Genomic DNA, 16,474 nt, shown 5'->3' with positions numbered 1-16,474 from the left:
TCTTCCCAGAACTCTCTTTTCAGGACCTATCCCTTTGATCTCCTCTGCGAATATCACTATGCAGTTTGGCGCTGAGCCGCTGTTTCAAAATATTTCTGCTAAATTTGGCAACGGTAACCGTTATGGTTTGATCGGCGCTAACGGTTGCGGCAAATCCACCTTTATGAAAATTTTGAGTGGTGAGCTGACGCCAACGGCCGGTAATGTGTCGATGACGCCGGGAGAAAAGCTGGGAATCCTCAGTCAGGATCAGTTTGCCTTTGAAGAGTACACCGTGATCGATGCGGTGATTATGGGCGATGCGCAGTTGTGGAAGGTTAAGCAGGAGCGTGAGCGTATCTACTCGCTGCCAGAGATGTCTGAAGAAGACGGTATGAAGGTGGCTCATCTGGAAGTCGAATTTGCCGAAATGGATGGCTACAGTGCCGAAAGCCGTGCTGGGGATATTCTATTGGAAGCCGGTATTGAAGAAGAGTATCACTTTGGCTTGATGAGTCAGGTTGCCCCCGGCTGGAAACTTCGCGTGTTGTTGGCGCAGGCGTTGTTTGCCAATCCTGATGTGTTGCTGCTCGATGAGCCAACCAACAACTTGGATATTCATACCATCAGTTGGTTAGAAAATGTGCTTAATCAGCGTAAAAGCACCATGATTATTATTTCACACGATCGACATTTCTTGAACGCGGTGTGTACGCATATGGCCGATATCGATTATGGTGAGCTGCGTATCTATCCGGGTAACTATGAGTATTATCTGGAAGCTTCGGCATTGATTCGTGAACAGTTGCTCACCTCAAACGCGAAGAAGAGCCTGGAGATGGATGAGTTACAGGCATTCGTTAACCGTTTCTCGGCCAATGCATCGAAAGCAAAGCAGGCGAGCTCTCGGGCTAAGAAACTTGAAAAAATCGAACTGGATGAGGTCAAAAGCTCAAGCCGTCAGTTTCCTTCGATTACCTATAAGCAGGATAAAAAACTGCACCGTCAGGCACTTATTCTGGAAGATATGGGGCATGGATTTGACGACGACATGTTGTTTCGCGATGGTAACCTAATTCTGGAAGCGGGCGCTAAACTGGCCATTATCGGTGAAAACGGTGCCGGTAAAACGACCTTTATTCGCTGCCTAGTGGATGAATTACAGGCGCAAGAAGGGACGCTGAAGTGGTCTGAAAATGCATCGATTGGTTACTGTCCTCAGGATAGCTCAGCCGACTTTAATTCTGATCTGACGCTGTTTGAATGGATGTCACAGTGGCGCACACCGAAACATGATGATTTGAAAGTACGGGCGATGCTGGGACGTCTGCTGTTTACCGCCGATGATTTCAATAAGAAGGCGCGCGTCTGTTCCGGTGGTGAAAAAAACCGTCTACTGTTTGGCAAGTTGATGATGATGGATATCAACGTGTTAATTATGGATGAGCCGACTAACCACATGGATATGGAAGCGATCGAAGCCTTGAATAATGCGCTGATCGGTTTTGATGGTACGCTGATTTTTGTTAGTCATGATCGCGCGTTTATCTCCTCGCTGGCGAACAATATTATTGAGATTAAAGATCAAAAAGTGATTCACTTTAAGGGCAGCTTTGATGAATATTTAGATAATCAAACTAAGGCTGCTCAGGTGGCTTAAGGGTTATTATCCAATCGTGATTGGCTAGTATCTAGCTAAAAAGCCCCCTCAGCTTTATCGCTGTGGGGGCTTTTTTACAGCTAGATGATCATAGTCTCTCGCCAAGCCTAACGATTGAGGGGGCTATTAAAGTTTGGCGGCCAGGGTATCAGTGGATAACTGAGTGGATGGCTGAATAACAGGAAAAAGCCGATCATATCCCCAGTTAAACACCAAGGTGTAGGCCATCACCAGAAAGATTGACAGTAGGTCAACCACCAGGGCCTGCATAAAGGTCACATCGAGCCACCAGATAATCAGCGGTAGCGAGGTGGCCATCAGCGTTACTTCTAAGCCTGCCGCATGAATCAGTCGGCCGGACAACTTCCGTTCGGTGGGGATTCTGCCTCGTTTAACGTCGTATCGATCAAACAGGAAGTTGAAAAACGGGTTTATCAGCATCGCTTTAATGCTGACGACAACCGATAGCATACCGACATCTAGAATATCTCGGTTGAGCAATAGCGACATCATCGGCGCTAGCAGTGTCAGTAGTAAGAGTTCGAACATCAGGGTGTGGCGCAGACGGTCGAGAGGGGTGCGAGTGATAATTGGCTGATTCATGATGGCTCCTTGCTATGCTGACTCGATATGTTTGTGTTAGGCATTGTTAGCGAATGGGGTTGGAATATGAGGGCCATTCTAGGCTTTATTTAGATAGAAAAAAGTTAGATACTATCTAAAAAGTAGATAGATTGGAGTGGGGTTATGGCGGGGCTTGATCCACTGGAAGCGTTTGTTATTGCTGCGGAAACTGGCTCTTTTTCGGCGGCGGCGAGGCGTTTGGGTAAGGCGCAGTCTGCGGTGAGTACGGCGATTAGTAATTTAGAGCTCGATAGTAATGTGTCTTTGTTTGATCGCACGCACCGTAATCCGGTATTAACTCAGCGTGGGCAGGCGTTATTGGAGTATGCTCGCACGGTATTGCATAGTCAGCATGAGTTTCGAGTGCATGCGCAGGCGTTAGGGCAGAGTGATGAGATCGAGTTGTGTCTAGCGGTGGAGCAGAGTATCTCGAGTCAGCCATTATTGGATATTCTGCATCGCTTTGAACAGCGCTTTCCCCATATTCAGTTGGAACTACTCGATCCCGGCGGCAGTGATGTGGCCGAGTTAATCCGCACTAATCGAGCGGATATCGGCTTAATGTTGGAGCGAGAAGCTTACCCACAGGGCTTCGGTTTTCGGGGTATTGGTTATTCAGAGGTGGTGGCGGTATGCCGTCATGATCACCCGTTGGTGAGTGAGCAGCCTGTCAGTCATGCTAACTTTAGGGCACACCGTCAGTTAGTGTTACGCAGTTTGGATTTAACCGATCATAGTCATGAACGGTTGATGTTTAGCCCCCGTGTGTGGTTTTCAGAGAGCCCTCATCTTATTCTTGAATTGCTGTGTAGTGGCTTGGGATGGGCGTTTTTGCACCGCAATGTGGTGCAGGAGAAACTCGTCAGTGGTGAATTACTGATGTTACAGCGGGCTTATCAAGCGGTGGCATCGTTGCAAGGCATCGATGTTGTTTGGAGTGAGAATCGCTCGTTAGGTACGGCCGGTAGCTGGTTACTGGAAGAGTTATCGCAGTTGGATATGACCACCTTAGATAAGCCTTGAGCGGCGTGTTATGGCTGTTTATTTAAGTTGAGTTTGATAACCCCGCCATCACGCAGTAATTGTGTCATCTGTTCGGCGGGCAATGGATGACTGTACATAAATCCTTGAAACTCATCGCAACCGTTAGAACGGAGAAATTTCGCTTGTTCTGGGGTTTCGATACCTTCAGCGATAACGTTCATCCCCAGCCGTTTACCGATCGCCAAGATGGTGAGCGTGATCGCCGTCGAGGCATTGCGGTCGCCTATCTCTTGAGTAAAGGACTTATCAATTTTTAAGCGGTCCAGAGGAAAATGTCTGAGATTACTCAGTGACGAATAACCGGTACCAAAATCATCAATCGCGAAGATGGTGCCTCGTTGTCTTATCTGCTGCATTATTTTAATCGCCGTTGGCATATCCCACATCAGCGAGCTCTCCGTTATTTCCAGCTCCAGATCTTCGGGTTTTATACCGGTTTGCTCAATAATACGTTGCACGCTGTTGCCTAATTCGGGATCAACAAACTGCAATGGTGATACGTTAACCGCTAAGCGTAATGTGGGCAGGCCTTCATCTTGCCATTGTTTTAATTGATGACAGGCGTTAGTGAGTACCCATTCACCAATCGGACGTATTAACCCCACATGTTCTGCCACGGGAATGAATTCTTCCGGCGAAACCGCACCTAGTTGCGGATTGTGCCAGCGTAATAAGGCTTCAGTACCGACAATACGTCCACTATCCGCCAGAATTTGCGGTTGATAATAGATCTCAAATTCGTCTCGCTCGATGGCATGAATGAGGGCTTGTTCCAGCTGTGAACGGATTCTGAGTCGCTGTCCGACATCGGCGGAATAGATACAGAGGTATTCGCTTTCATCGATACGGGATTTAAACATAGCCGTATAAGCATTGCGTAACAGCTGATGATCATCGTCATCTTCGGCGGACCAGATACTTACGCCTATTTGCGGGGATAACAGGAGTGATTCGTTATTGACCTCTAAAGGTTGCTGCATCTGTTTCAGCAGAGTTGCGGCGCGATGCCGAATACTCTCTGCTGTTATTTGAGTAAAGAGTACAGCAAAGTCATCGCCGTTGAGATGCGCGATATAATCGTTATCGGAGACAATATGACGTAAGCGCTCGCCAATGCTTTTCAATAGTAGGTCGCCTATGGGTCGACCTAGGGTGGTACTGGCAGAGCCGGGCCATTCAAAATGGATAATCATTAACGCGATGACCTGAGTTGAATCATCGCTGAGGTTGAGCTGTTTGAGGCGGTTTTCTAACATGCCACTGTTAGGCATGCCTGTTGCGCTGTGATGCTGAGCCTGATGCTGTAATTGGTTTAGCAGTTGTCTGCGTAAGCGATAATCGACATTTAACTGCCATAGGCTCCAGATTGGCCAGATAACGGCGATACAGATGAGCGTTGGTGCGGGTGTAAACCAGCGATGAAAGTAAGTGATGGCGATGAGTGTTAAAGCGATCGTTATCGCTAGCATCATCATCGCCGCGAATAAGTTAAAGCGAGCAGGTAGTAGCAGAATAGCTAATATGCTCAACAGTATCAGTGCAGAACTGATGAGCATCTGTTGTGACGCGGTCACTGGGTAGATCGCTTTATTCTGTATTAACGCATTCAGTATCTGCGCATTTAGCTCAATGCCGGGCATACGTTCATGCGCCTTGGCCGCGGGGGTGGCAATTAAGTCGCCGAGTCCCGTGGCTGTAGAGCCAATCAGTACGTACTTGTTACGCAGTGTTTGCTGTGGCACTGAACCGTTTATCAGGTCTACCCAGGAGATAATGAGAGGCGTTTGCTCAGTGGTGGTGAAGGGGATCAGGATGTTGTTCTTTCTGAGCCAGTTTTCTGATACTGATAGGCGCGGTTCTCGGTTCGTTTGGTTATGAGTCTGAAACGGTATGGGGGCTTTACCCACGGCTTGAAGCATCGCGAGAGGCAGCGCTGGCCAGCGAGCATCACCGACACCGCCATAGAGAAAGGCGCGACGGCACAGGCCATCTTTGTCGAGTTCGGTATCGACATGCCCTAAAGCGACGGCGCTGGCGGCTAATTCAGGCAACGGTAGTAGCTCGGTGATTAAGCCATTCGCTTGTCGGTCGGGGGCAATACTCAGGACAACGGTTTTATTACGTTGTAACGCCTGCGCGAATAATCGATCAGCTTCTATATCATCCGTTTGTGCTTCACTAAAGAGTATATCGATACCGATGACCGCCGCCTCTGCTTCAGTGAGCTTATCGATTAATTTGGCATGCTCCCTGCGAGACCAAGGCCAACGTCCTAGTTGTTCTATGCTGTTGTAATCGATGGCAATAATAACGATATCATCACTCATGCTGCCGGCGTGAAAGGGTAGTAACAGATCATAAGTGAGTAGATCAAGCCGCTCGAGGCTGCGATTCGTGTTAAGACCCGCATTCAGTAACAGGAGTAAGCCGGTCAGTAGCGTGGCATACCAGAGAGAACGATTGGATACCATGGATAACTCCATCTGTTTATAGGAGAAGCAACATGACAATAGCGCCCCAGATTGTCAGCGGTGTATAGTCGGTTATCGGAATGACTTTTTGTGGCGTTCCCCAAGGCCCAGTATAGCCATCGGCTGTCAGGCTGCGCACTCTAAGATAGCGCACTTGATTTTTCACAGCTTCGAAGGCGAATTGCGGCTCACTGAGTATCAAATCGGTTTGTAGATCTGTAAAGGCTTGATCATAGGCGAGTTGTATTTGAAAGGTTGCTCCCAATTCGCCACTAGGCCAACTCGCCACTAACATACCTTCTGAGGCCTCCATCTGCGCGTCAATTTTGGCGGGCACAGGCTTGCTTTCCCATTCCCGTATAATGCTGGGTGGGCCGTATTCATGGTCAGCGGTGATACTGGTTAGACGCCAGAAGTAGTGTCCGGGAACCGGCAATGCGCTGGCATCATAGCGATTACTCTGCAGGCTATCATCGTCGACAATTAATTGGCTAAAGTTGCTATCCGTGGCTATCTCTAGGCGATAACGGACGGCTGCCTCTGAGGTAGTCCATTGCAGTTCTGCTGATGGGCCTCGCACGACCTGTTGATGGGCGGGTGATAATTGCATGGGAGGCTGTGGTTTGGCGTCTAAGGTTAATGCAAACACCCTGTTTTGGCCTTCGATGCCTAATTGATCGATCGCTCGGACACGCACAAAGTACTCCCCATCGGGTAGGTCGGGCAGCGGGGCGCGGGTATAGCGAGTCAGCTGTTGCCAAAGCAGCGTATTAAAATAAGCGTTATCGGATAACTCAATACGGTAGTGGCTAGCGAGTGGCTCGCGATGCCAGTGAATGGTCCCGTTAATATCGCGGATAGGTTCGGTAGGGGTTTCAACTCGAGGGGGAGGCAATAATTTTTGCGGTGCAATTGGAGCCTTACCGGCTTCAACTTGGGTGCCATAGCCGGCTTTGATCTGTCGTTTTTGCTTGGCGCCGCTGACTAACACCTTGCCGTGAAGAACTTCAATCGTTGATTGTTGACCGGTCTCTAGGGTGCTGGCGCGGTATTCCGTGCCTCGCACCGCGCTAATAGCGGATGGCGTTTCAATCTCAAACCGTGAGCCGGGACCGGATGCCGGTGTGACGCGAGTATCTAGGCGACCTTTCAGTAGGTGTAATCTGGAATCCACCATGCCGGTTGTGCCATGAGCGCTGAGGTGATCAAAACGAATCAGGCTGTTGCTATAGAGTGTCAGAATGGTGTTATCGGCAAAACGTATGGCGAGAGTGGTGTCTGCGCCAGAGCGAATGCGATCACCTAACTGTATTAAATGCCCTTCAGCGACTGAATGAATACTGTTATCGGCGGCGCGAAGTAGCTCCGCTTGGCCTTGTACTTGGATTATCTTAGCCGCGACAGGATTGCTACGTATCCATTTTAAGGGCACCCGTAGACGTGTGCCTGGCTGCATTTGACGCGGATTTTTAATATTGTTGAGTTGTTGCAGTTGCTTAAATCGGCTGACGCTATCGAGATGCTGTTCACTCAGATTCCAGAGATTGTCTCCCGCGACCGTTGTATAGATCCATTCTTGAGCCCACGCGGATGATGAAAAGATAGACGTGGTTACAATAGCTGAAAAAAGCACCATACAAAGAGTTAACCGGCTGACAGTCATCGTGCGGAGTTCCTTTCGTAACGGTTAGTCTGTTTGACAGCGCGATGCGTCAGTTAACAAGTGATCGGCTGTATGTTCGTCGGGTTGTACCGCCTCAGACTAACTTAATTCAATGAATGATCAGAACTTGTGAACGACAACTAACAACACAACAATCGATGATAGCGTGTTAGCTTCAAGCAAGTTATTTACACTTTAGAACAATTAGCCTCAATACGATAGACTGTTTATGACATATCCTCACTGACATTGATACGGATCGCATCGTAACGCTTGCAACATCGAACTCGCGATAAACGTTAGTCTGAATGCCGATATCCCAGTTGTGTGGAGATGCTGCGGGCCGTATCAATAACGTTACTGATCCAGGTCAGATGTCGACGCTCAATGGGGGCCGAAACGGATAAGCCGGCAACCGGTAGGTTGGTCTGATCATAAATTAACACGCCAATACAGCCTACGCCGATCTCTGCTTCTTCATTATCTAATGCGTAACCCTGCGCAACAGATTGTAAACATTCTGCGGTTAAGGCACTCAGCGTAGAAAAGGTGTTTTTAGTGTAAGAGGGCAGATTGGTTCGCTGAGCATAGCGATTGATCTCATTCTCGCCACCATGCCCGAGCATTAGTTTACCCACCCCCGTGACATGCAGCGGTGCACGACTACCGATCAGTTGATGCACATGCATCATCCGATTAGGAATCGTTCGTTCAAAGTAGATCACGACATCGCCCTCACGCACCGTCAGATTGATACTTTCGCCCAGCTGATCCCTTAGCCGCTCCATATAAGGCAGTGCAACGGCGCGTAGATCGACATCGGTACGCCGTTTATTGGTCAGTTGTAAGAGTCGATTACCCAACCAGTATTCACCCTGTTCATTACGATCAACAAAGCGATTATCGATCAAGGCTCGCAGTATTCGATGAGTGGTTGAGGGATGTAATTGTGTTTCGGCGCTGAGTACTTTGAGCGTGACCGGTTGAGAATAGCGAGCGATGGCATCGAGAATATGGGCGGCTCGATCAATCACCTGAATACGGCTGACGGGCTTACTCTGGGTATTATCATGGGCTGGGGTTTGAGCATCGGTCGATGACTCGGGAGAGGTTGATAGATGAGTACCTGACATTGAATCGCACCTGACAATAATCGCTAATAACCATATTGTAATAACTAACGCGTTTTTTTCATATCGTGAAAATCGATTTGGCCGAGCTTATAATATGTTGCTAATTGATTAACAGGGGGATCAGTTGATCGGGGCGATGAATGACAAAATCGCTGTTGGCATGATGTAGTTCGGCACTGTCGCCATAGCCCCAAGTCACGGCGACTGAATGGATGCCACAGGCTTGTGCTGCGTGAACATCACTGGCACGGTCGCCGATCATCCAGTGTGGCTGATCAGGGGTCTGCTGCTGTTGCAGCAGGCTTTTAAGGTGTTGTGTTTTATCGCTTCGGCTACCATCGAGGTGACTGCCGTGAATACTTTTGAATAGAGGTGCTAGTTGGGCATGTTGAATTAGCCACTCCGCTTGTGGTTGAGGCTTAATCGTCAGTACGCGCAGCGTTTTTTGCCGTTGTGTTAACTGTTGTAGCAAGGCCTCGATGCCCGCATAGCGTTGATAGTTATAGATGCCTTTGTGTTGATAATGTTGGCGAAAGTGGCGCACTGCCGTTTCGATCAATGCTTGATGATCGGTGTTGAGGAGGCGTGCGAAACTATCGCGTATCGGTGGGCCAAAACAGCTTGTTAGTTCGCTGGGCGAGACACTCGGGTAACCGAGTGTCGTTAACGCGGCTTGGATCGATTCGCCAATCCCTGCTTGAGTATTGAGCAGGGTACCGTCTAAATCAAAAAAGATATCCCCCATCAGCGGCGACCTCAGTGATCGATGCGGGCGCCTTGCGCAATCCATTGGCCTAGGAGATCTCGTTCCTGTGGCGTCATCTGAGTGATATTGCCTAGCGGCATCGCGGTGGTGGTGATCGCTTGCGCCTGAATACGGGGGACTAAGGTTTTTATTTGTGCTGGTGTATCCATGATGACGTTCAGCGGTGGCGCAGTAAAGCCAGGATAGGTCGGATTCGCCGAGTGACAAACAGAGCAGCGTTCACTCAAGATCGGTTGAACCTGAGTAAAGCTAACCGCTTGAGCCTGAGAGGTTGGCGCGGTTTGAGGTGCGACGACAAAGGCCAGTACGATCATACCCAGTGCGGCGGCGGGCAGTGTCCAGAGGTATTTTTGAGTGAGGTGACGGGTATTGAAATAATGTCGTACCAGTACGCTGAGAAATGCCAGCGCCCCAAGAATAGCCCAGTTATATTCATAACTATAGGTGCTGGGGAAGTGGTTGCTGATCATGATGAACAGCACGGGTAGAGTAAAGTAGTTGTTATGCCGAGAACGTAGCAAACCTTTTGCCGGTAGCTTAGGATCTGGTGTTTGTCCTGCTTCAATTGCGCTGACCATAGCGCGTTGTGCCGGCATAATAATACGGAAAACGTTACCCACCATAATCGTACCGATAATAGCACCGATATGAATAAAAGCACCGCGGCCACTATAGATGAGTGATAAACCCCACGCCGCAAGTACTAACAGCGCAAACAGTACAACCCCCAGTAACAGCGGTTTTTGCCCTAGCGGTGAATCACAGAGACTGGTGTAGATCAGCCAGCCGGCCAAGAGGCTGGCGATGCTGATAGCAATGGCCGTCATCGTTCCCATCTCAGAGCCGGGTGCGATCAGATAGAGCGGTGCATTGAGGTAGTAAACGACGGCTAACAGTGTAAAGCCAGAGAGGAATGTGGCATACGCTTCCCAGTAAAACCAGTGCAGCTTTTCCGGCATTTGCGGTGGGGCAAGTTTATATTTTTCTAAGTGATAGATGCCGCCGCCATGAATCGCCCACAGATCGCCCGATAAGCCTTCTCTCGGTTGATTTCGTTCTAGGTGATTTTCCAGCCAGACAAAGTAAAAGGAAGCGCCAATCCACGCGATACCGGTGATCATATGAACCCAGCGTACTGCTAAGTTTAGCCATTCCGTGATATGTGGATCCATCATGTATTCCTCATCAAGCTTGACCTCAGTCGAGGCGTTTATGGTCTAGTTTTTCGCTCAGGGGCCGACTATGTCGGCGGATGTCAGCCGCGAATCGGGTTTTCAAGCAGCATCTCTTCATCATTAAAATAGTGTTCATCACAATTGTTGCCATCGCCGGCACGATCGACAATTAAAAAGTCATCTTCTGCTGCACAGCAGAGTATTGGGTGATGCCAAACGCCGCTGTGATAGTTAATGCCTTGGCGACCGTTGGTGATAAAGGCGCGGATGGATTTAGGGGTGGGGTGCTCCCCAGGTTCGGCAACGACAATTAAAAAGGGATGTTGTTTTAAGGGGATAAAGGCCTGACTGCCGAGAGGATGCCGTTCAAGCATTTTGATCGGCAGTGGATAGCTCAGCTTTTGTGTCCTAAAAATACTAATAATGGCGCGATCGTCCGCTTGACTCAGCATCACCTCAGATAGGCGATGAAAGCGTTGTGTTGAACCGTTATTGATCATAAAAAAATCACTGCCCTCGGTTTCAATAACATCACCATAGGGGGCAAAGCGTGCTTTCGTTAGAGGCTCAGGTGTGAGTATCCGCTGCATCCTGTGATCCTTTATTGACTCGGTTTGCCGAACAGCCTGATACGGCTGATACCGCCATCGGGGAATATATTCAGGCGAATATGGGTAATAGTGCCCAGCGGCTTGAGTTGTTGCTCGAATTGATGCTCTTGATGCATGGCGAGTTTTTGGGCCGGTAGTAGCTCTTTCCAGAACAGACTTTGGGTTTCAATCTGTTCATCAGTGCCCCCTTTGACATAGGCGGCCTGAATTGAACAGCTATCAGGGTAGTTACCTTTGAAATGTAAGGTATCGACTAAGACACGGCTGATTTCACCGGGGTGCCCCAGTGCGATAATCACCCAATCATTACCGGGAGTACGGCGCCGCGCGGTTTCCCAGCCATCACCCATATTGATGCCACGGCCAGGGTTAAGAATGTTGCTCATGGTGCCATAGTGTTCATTACTGCAGGCCAGTGAGCGACCACCGTTAATGGCAGCGGCCAGATCAATCTCTTGATTGGCATCGATGCTCGACCAATCCAGATAAGGAATACCGTAGATTTTAAGACGTGCGATACCACCGTCTGGATAAATATTCAAACGAATGTGAGTCCAGGGGGCAGCATGATCAATCGCATGCAGATGCTGACTATCACCGTTTAGGCTCACAGCGCTCAGTAGTTCGGTCCATTCGGTAGTATCGTGCGGATCACCTTCAGGGCAAAAGCAGGCTTGCAGCGATGCAGAAGGTGGAAAGTTGCCGGTAAAGAAGGCGGTATCGATATTCACGCCTTTGATGACGCCAGGAACGCCAAGGCGAATGATAGCGTAATCGTAGCCTTCAAAGCGTTTGCGCCGGGATTCCCAGCCGTCCATCCATTTACCGTTATCATCGTAAACGTCGTCTTTCCACACTGGGGCTTGCGGTTGCAGCATACGATCAACGGCTGCAAACCAGTCATCGGTGACAAACACCGCTTGACTACCGAGCCGTGCATCGGCCAGATTGATATATTTTGTAAATGTAGCGTGACTCATAAATGTATTCGCCTTGTATCTATTATGACCGCTTAACGGTATAGGGTTTAGAGGGATGCCAGTCTAAACCGAGCTATTTTGTTAATTTCCATCAAGGCGCGCTGAAATTCTTGTGCCGGGCTGTGATGAATTCTTTCCTCGAAAGCGGTCAGTATCTGCTGCTTCTGACTACCTTTGACCGCCATAATAAAGGGGAAACCAAATTTCGCTTTATAGGCGTTATTGAGTTCGGTAAAACGCGCAAACTCCGCATCGGTACACTCACTGATGCCGGCTCCCGCTTGTTCCGAGGTCGAAGAGGCGGTTAACTCTCCGGCAATAGCCGCTTTGCCCGCTAAATCGGGGTGAGCGTTGATCAGCTTGAGTTGCGCGGCTTGATCTGAATCAAGCAAGATCTTTGCCATGCGCGCTTGAAGGTTATCGATTTGGTTATGACTGCTATCGATTCCTAGGTCATAAGCCTGCTCGGCTATCCACGCTGAGTGTTCATAGATATCAGCAAATGTGGCAATAAAGTCGGCACGACTCATCTGGCTGGGAGTACAGCTATGAAAGCAGGTTCCGCTCATTGGCAACGCTCCGGTTGGTAGGGGTGTTGCTGTTGCCAATGTTTGGCGATATCGATGCGGCGCGTAAACCATACCTGTGGATGGCTTTGAGCATAACGAATAAAGCGTTCCAGTGCGGCGATGCGTCCGGGACGCCCTGCAAGTCGGCAGTGCAGACCCACAGACATCATTTTTGGTGCATCTTCACCCTCGGCATAGAGGGTATCGAAGCTATCTTTTAAATATTGATAAAACTGTTCGCCACTGTTAAACCCCTGTGCCGTGGCAAAGCGCATATCATTAACATCCAGGGTATAGGGGATAACTAGATGTCCTTTGCCTGCGTTATCGAGCCAATAAGGCAGATCATCATCGTAAGCATCGGAGTCATATAAAAAGCCGCCTTCTTGCATCACTAGTTGCCGAGTATTTGGCCCAGTGCGACCGGTATACCAGCCCTGTGGCCGTTCACCGGTGATCGTTTCGATAATCTCGATAGCTTGTAAGAGGTGTTCGCGCTCCTCGTCGATATCGGTATATTGATAATCGAGCCAGCGTAAACCGTGACTGCAGATCTCATGACCTGCGGCCACCATCGCTTGGGCGACGGCGGGATTACGTTGAATAGCCATGGCGACCGCAAATACAGTTAAAGGAATATCGTATTGTTTGAAGAGTTTTAATAAGCGCCAAACGCCGGCACGGCTGCCATATTCATAGCAGGATTCCATGCTCATATGGCGAACATTAGCGAGCGCCTGTGCGCCGGGCATCTCGGATAAGAAGGCTTCCGATTCGTTATCACCATGAAGAATGCAGCGTTCTCCGCCTTCTTCGTAATTCAATACAAAAGAGATAGCAATACGGGCTTCATTAGGCCAATGTGGATGAGGTGGGTTGTTGCCATATCCAATGAGGTCGCGCGGATAATCGGTATTCACGGCGGAACTCCTTACATAATGATCGATGTGGTCATCTGGTTTAGCAAAACTAATGCCTTGATTGTATACAATTGATTGCAGATCATTCAAGTAAAAAGTTGTCCAAAGAGTCAGATTTAATCTGTATTGCAGCGAGTGTGTTCGTCTATACACTATTAAAGTCGATAGACTGATGTGGTTCAAGAGGAGATAAAAAACGTTGAAAAATGTATACAATTTTAACGATGCTTGGTTGTTTCCGTTTGCGGTGTTGTTTTATAGTGTTTAGTAAGGTTTTGACAGCATGTCAGAAATAATCACGTGATGTAAGCGGCTCAAGGGGAAAGGTGATGGGATATCTGACAACACACGTTTTAGATTCGGCGCATGGTTGTCCCGGCGCCAATATTCCGGTGGTACTCTACCGGATCATTGATGATGAGAGCCGGGAGCGGTTAGCGCAAACGCTAACCAATGATGATGGTCGTTGTGATCAACCCGTGCTGACGGGGGATGACTTCAAACAAGGTGTCTATGAGTTGGTCTTTAGTGTCGGTGATTACTACCGTCAACGTGGCGTAGACCTGCCCAGCATTGCTTTTTTAGATGACGTTGTGCTGCGTTTTGGTATTAATGATGAAGCAGAGCATTATCATGTGCCGTTATTGATATCTCCTTATAGCTATTCAACCTATCGAGGAAGTTAAAAGCCATTGCCCGTTATGATGATATTTGCATTGCTCGCTGAGTGCTACTCAGCATAAGCCTGTTTAGGTGATTATGCTGCTTAAGCCCTTTGAGGTCACTGATCTGAACGACAAGCACTGCGTATGCTAGGTTAAATGCTGATGCGTAAGGAGGCTCAAGCGGCGATGAAAATTTTATTAACGCTGATGACGGTATTGTTACTGCATGGCTGTTTAGGTATGCCGAAGGGCGTGACCCCGGTAAGTCAGTTTGAGTTAGACCGGTATTTAGGTCAGTGGTATGAGATTGCGCGGCTCGATCACTCATTTGAGCGGGGATTGACACAGGTTTCGGCTGCATACAGTCGACGAGACGATGGGGGTGTCAGGGTGCTAAACCGAGGCTTTTCTAGCGACACAGAGGCATGGCAAGAAGTCGAAGGCAAGGCTTATTTTGTTAACGGCAGCGATCAAGGCTATCTGAAGGTGTCATTCTTCGGCCCCTTCTACGGTTCATATGTCGTGTTTGAGTTGGATCATCAAGGCTATCAGTATGCCTTTGTCTCTGGGCCTGATACGTCGTATCTGTGGTTGCTTGCGCGCACCCCTGAGGTTCAACCTGAGATCCTGCAAAAATTTATGCGGATGGCGAAGGTGCGGGGTTTCGATACCGATGCTGTGATTATGGTTGAACAGCATCGGTGATCACGAAGGATGGTTGTTTGCTCCCTTTATATATTGGGGCCGATGTTTAAGCGGCTACCATCACTGAAGCGGGAGAAGCGGAAGCGGGACAGGTCATGCTGACTTTTGTCGTTATTCACTATCTGTGCCACGATTTTACCGAAGGCGGGGCCGATGCCAAAACCATGACCACTCATCCCCGTTGCCACAATCAGTCCCTCTAAGTCGGGTACTCGGTCAACGATAGGCACGATATCGGGCATCGCATCGATCATACCAGCCCAAGCATCCAATATTTTGGGTTCGCCTATGTGTGGGAACCTTTCTGCAAAACGTTGCTGCATCACTTTAACCTTGCCCTTTGCGGGAGCAGGATCGAGAACACGGGTTAATTCAAACGGCGTTATTTCATCCGCATGCCAGTGACGTGCCATCCGCCATGCATCGGGTGAATGCGGCACTTCGTTAATCCACGGTCTGATCTCATGGATATTTTGTAGCCCTGTTTTGATCCATTTTGGCAGTAAGCGAAACGAATCTGGGCCAATAAAGTGATCATGGGAATCGGTGAGGGCGAGGGAGTAACCGCCGTCATTGCGGCGACGCACGGCCAGCTGTTTATCGGCAAAGCTGGTGGTGGTAATGCTTTCTAGAGGGGCGGTTCGGGCCACCGATGCGCGTACCGATAACTGTGGAATATTGATCCCATGACGGCGCAGAAACAAAGATGACCAAGCGCCGCCCGCGACAATCACTTGAGACGCCTTGAGGGGACCGGCTTCGGTGATAACGCCGGTGATTTTTCCTGCTTCAATATCGAGGCTACGCACGGCACAGTTCTCTTTGATAAGAACCCCTTCGCTGTGAGCCAGTTCTGCCACGGCGGGTATGGCTTGCCAAGGCTCGGCGCGGGCGTCACTGGCGGTGAAGGTTGCGCCAACCCAAGGATTTTTCGATTGTTTGTCCAGCTGAATATATTGCTTTAGCTGCGTGCTAGACAGCGCCACCGTATCGACACCGTGTGCAGCGGCGGTGCTGAGCCATGTTTCGCGTTGTGCTTGAGCCGCTTCAGTTTGTGAAAGATACATTACGCCGACTCGTTTGAATCCGGTACGGCCTTTGACCTCTTGATCAATGCTTTCCCATAACCGAGTTGCTTCCATCATGATGGGTAGCTCTGCCGCATCTCTGCCATGTTGACGAATCCAACCCCAGTTGCGGGATGATTGTTCCCCCGCGATACGGCCTTTTTCGATGACCATCACACTGCGGCCCGAGCGGGCAATATTTAGGGCGGAGAAGATACCGATAACGCCGCCACCAATGATGACCACGTCGACTTCTTGAGGTAGTGAATCATTGAAGACGATGGGGGTGTCTAGATTAATCATTGTTAGCTGCCGTTTTGATTGAGTGATAAAGGGTATTTAGATATCGAGCTGAATGGCTTTTATCTCAACATATACAGCCTCAATAGGGGCTTTTTGTATGTTCGGTGACTCAGGGCCGCGCCGCAGCGGGTAACGACTT

15 protein-coding genes are annotated in these 16,474 nt (G+C 49.2%); 4 read left to right on the top strand and 11 right to left on the bottom strand.

The window, feature by feature from the left end:
* Positions 1 to 34 precede the first annotated feature (34 nt).
* Positions 35 to 1,639 carry an ABC-F family ATPase gene (locus Q4488_RS12815; protein ID WP_303580873.1) on the top strand — a complete coding sequence of 535 codons (1,605 nt, stop codon included), beginning with the start codon at positions 35 to 37 and terminating at the stop codon, positions 1,637 to 1,639.
* A gap of 126 nt (positions 1,640 to 1,765) precedes the next feature.
* Here Q4488_RS12815 and Q4488_RS12810 read toward each other — a convergent pair whose 3' ends face one another.
* Complete coding sequence (locus Q4488_RS12810) at positions 1,766 to 2,242, bottom strand: PACE efflux transporter (RefSeq protein ID WP_303580872.1); 477 nt, start codon at positions 2,240 to 2,242, stop codon at positions 1,766 to 1,768.
* A 144-nt stretch (positions 2,243 to 2,386) separates the two neighbouring features.
* On the opposite strand from Q4488_RS12810, the gene Q4488_RS12805 reads away from it, so the two are divergent.
* Positions 2,387 to 3,286, top strand: a complete 900-nt coding sequence (locus Q4488_RS12805; protein WP_303580871.1) for a LysR family transcriptional regulator — start codon at positions 2,387 to 2,389, stop codon at positions 3,284 to 3,286.
* Between the two features lie 8 nt (positions 3,287 to 3,294).
* On the opposite strand, the gene Q4488_RS12800 is transcribed toward Q4488_RS12805, so the two are convergent.
* The 9 genes from Q4488_RS12800 to puuE form a co-directional block, all read right to left on the bottom strand.
* Positions 3,295 to 5,778 (bottom strand): EAL domain-containing protein, encoded by a 2,484-nt coding sequence (locus tag Q4488_RS12800; RefSeq protein WP_303580870.1) that lies wholly within the window; start codon positions 5,776 to 5,778, stop codon positions 3,295 to 3,297.
* 16 nt (positions 5,779 to 5,794) lie between these two features.
* Entirely contained in the window at positions 5,795 to 7,441 is a 1,647-nt protein-coding gene (locus Q4488_RS12795; protein ID WP_303580869.1) for a FecR domain-containing protein, read from the bottom strand.
* 299 nt (positions 7,442 to 7,740) lie between these two features.
* Positions 7,741 to 8,574: an IclR family transcriptional regulator gene (locus Q4488_RS12790; protein WP_303580868.1), complete on the bottom strand. Its 834-nt coding sequence runs from the start codon at positions 8,572 to 8,574 to the stop codon at positions 7,741 to 7,743.
* Positions 8,575 to 8,674: 100 nt separating this feature from the next.
* The gene (locus Q4488_RS12785; protein ID WP_303580867.1) at positions 8,675 to 9,319 is read right to left on the bottom strand and encodes an HAD hydrolase-like protein; all 645 of its coding nucleotides are present in this window, start codon (positions 9,317 to 9,319) and stop codon (positions 8,675 to 8,677) included.
* An 11-nt stretch (positions 9,320 to 9,330) separates the two neighbouring features.
* On the bottom strand, positions 9,331 to 10,515 hold the full coding sequence (locus Q4488_RS12780) for a urate hydroxylase PuuD (RefSeq protein ID WP_368411579.1): 1,185 nt from the start codon (positions 10,513 to 10,515) through the stop codon (positions 9,331 to 9,333).
* A gap of 80 nt (positions 10,516 to 10,595) precedes the next feature.
* Complete coding sequence (locus Q4488_RS12775) at positions 10,596 to 11,105, bottom strand: ureidoglycolate lyase (RefSeq protein WP_303580866.1); 510 nt, start codon at positions 11,103 to 11,105, stop codon at positions 10,596 to 10,598.
* 11 nt (positions 11,106 to 11,116) lie between these two features.
* Positions 11,117 to 12,106, bottom strand: coding sequence for an allantoicase (alc, locus tag Q4488_RS12770; RefSeq protein WP_303580865.1), 990 nt, complete (start codon positions 12,104 to 12,106; stop codon positions 11,117 to 11,119).
* A 47-nt stretch (positions 12,107 to 12,153) separates the two neighbouring features.
* Entirely contained in the window at positions 12,154 to 12,675 is a 522-nt protein-coding gene (gene uraD, locus Q4488_RS12765) for a 2-oxo-4-hydroxy-4-carboxy-5-ureidoimidazoline decarboxylase (RefSeq protein ID WP_303580864.1), read from the bottom strand.
* Positions 12,672 to 13,595, bottom strand: coding sequence for an allantoinase PuuE (gene puuE / locus Q4488_RS12760; RefSeq protein ID WP_303580863.1), 924 nt, complete (start codon positions 13,593 to 13,595; stop codon positions 12,672 to 12,674). The genes uraD and puuE overlap by 4 nt, the downstream gene beginning before the upstream one ends.
* 329 nt (positions 13,596 to 13,924) lie before the next feature.
* Here puuE and uraH point away from each other — a divergent pair, with 329 nt between their 5' ends.
* Complete coding sequence (uraH, locus tag Q4488_RS12755; protein WP_303580862.1) at positions 13,925 to 14,281, top strand: hydroxyisourate hydrolase; 357 nt, start codon at positions 13,925 to 13,927, stop codon at positions 14,279 to 14,281.
* A 141-nt stretch (positions 14,282 to 14,422) separates the two neighbouring features.
* Positions 14,423 to 14,965: a lipocalin family protein gene (locus tag Q4488_RS12750; RefSeq protein WP_368411578.1), complete on the top strand. Its 543-nt coding sequence runs from the start codon at positions 14,423 to 14,425 to the stop codon at positions 14,963 to 14,965.
* Between the two features lie 26 nt (positions 14,966 to 14,991).
* On the opposite strand, the gene Q4488_RS12745 is transcribed toward Q4488_RS12750, so the two are convergent.
* Complete coding sequence (locus Q4488_RS12745) at positions 14,992 to 16,335, bottom strand: FAD-binding oxidoreductase (RefSeq protein WP_303580861.1); 1,344 nt, start codon at positions 16,333 to 16,335, stop codon at positions 14,992 to 14,994.
* Positions 16,336 to 16,474: the final 139 nt, after the last annotated feature.

Origin of the sequence: Amphritea sp. 1_MG-2023, from assembly GCF_030547545.1 — a bacterium.
GTDB lineage: Bacteria > Pseudomonadota > Gammaproteobacteria > Pseudomonadales > Balneatricaceae > Amphritea.
This window is presented reverse-complemented; position numbering and strand designations above follow the sequence as displayed.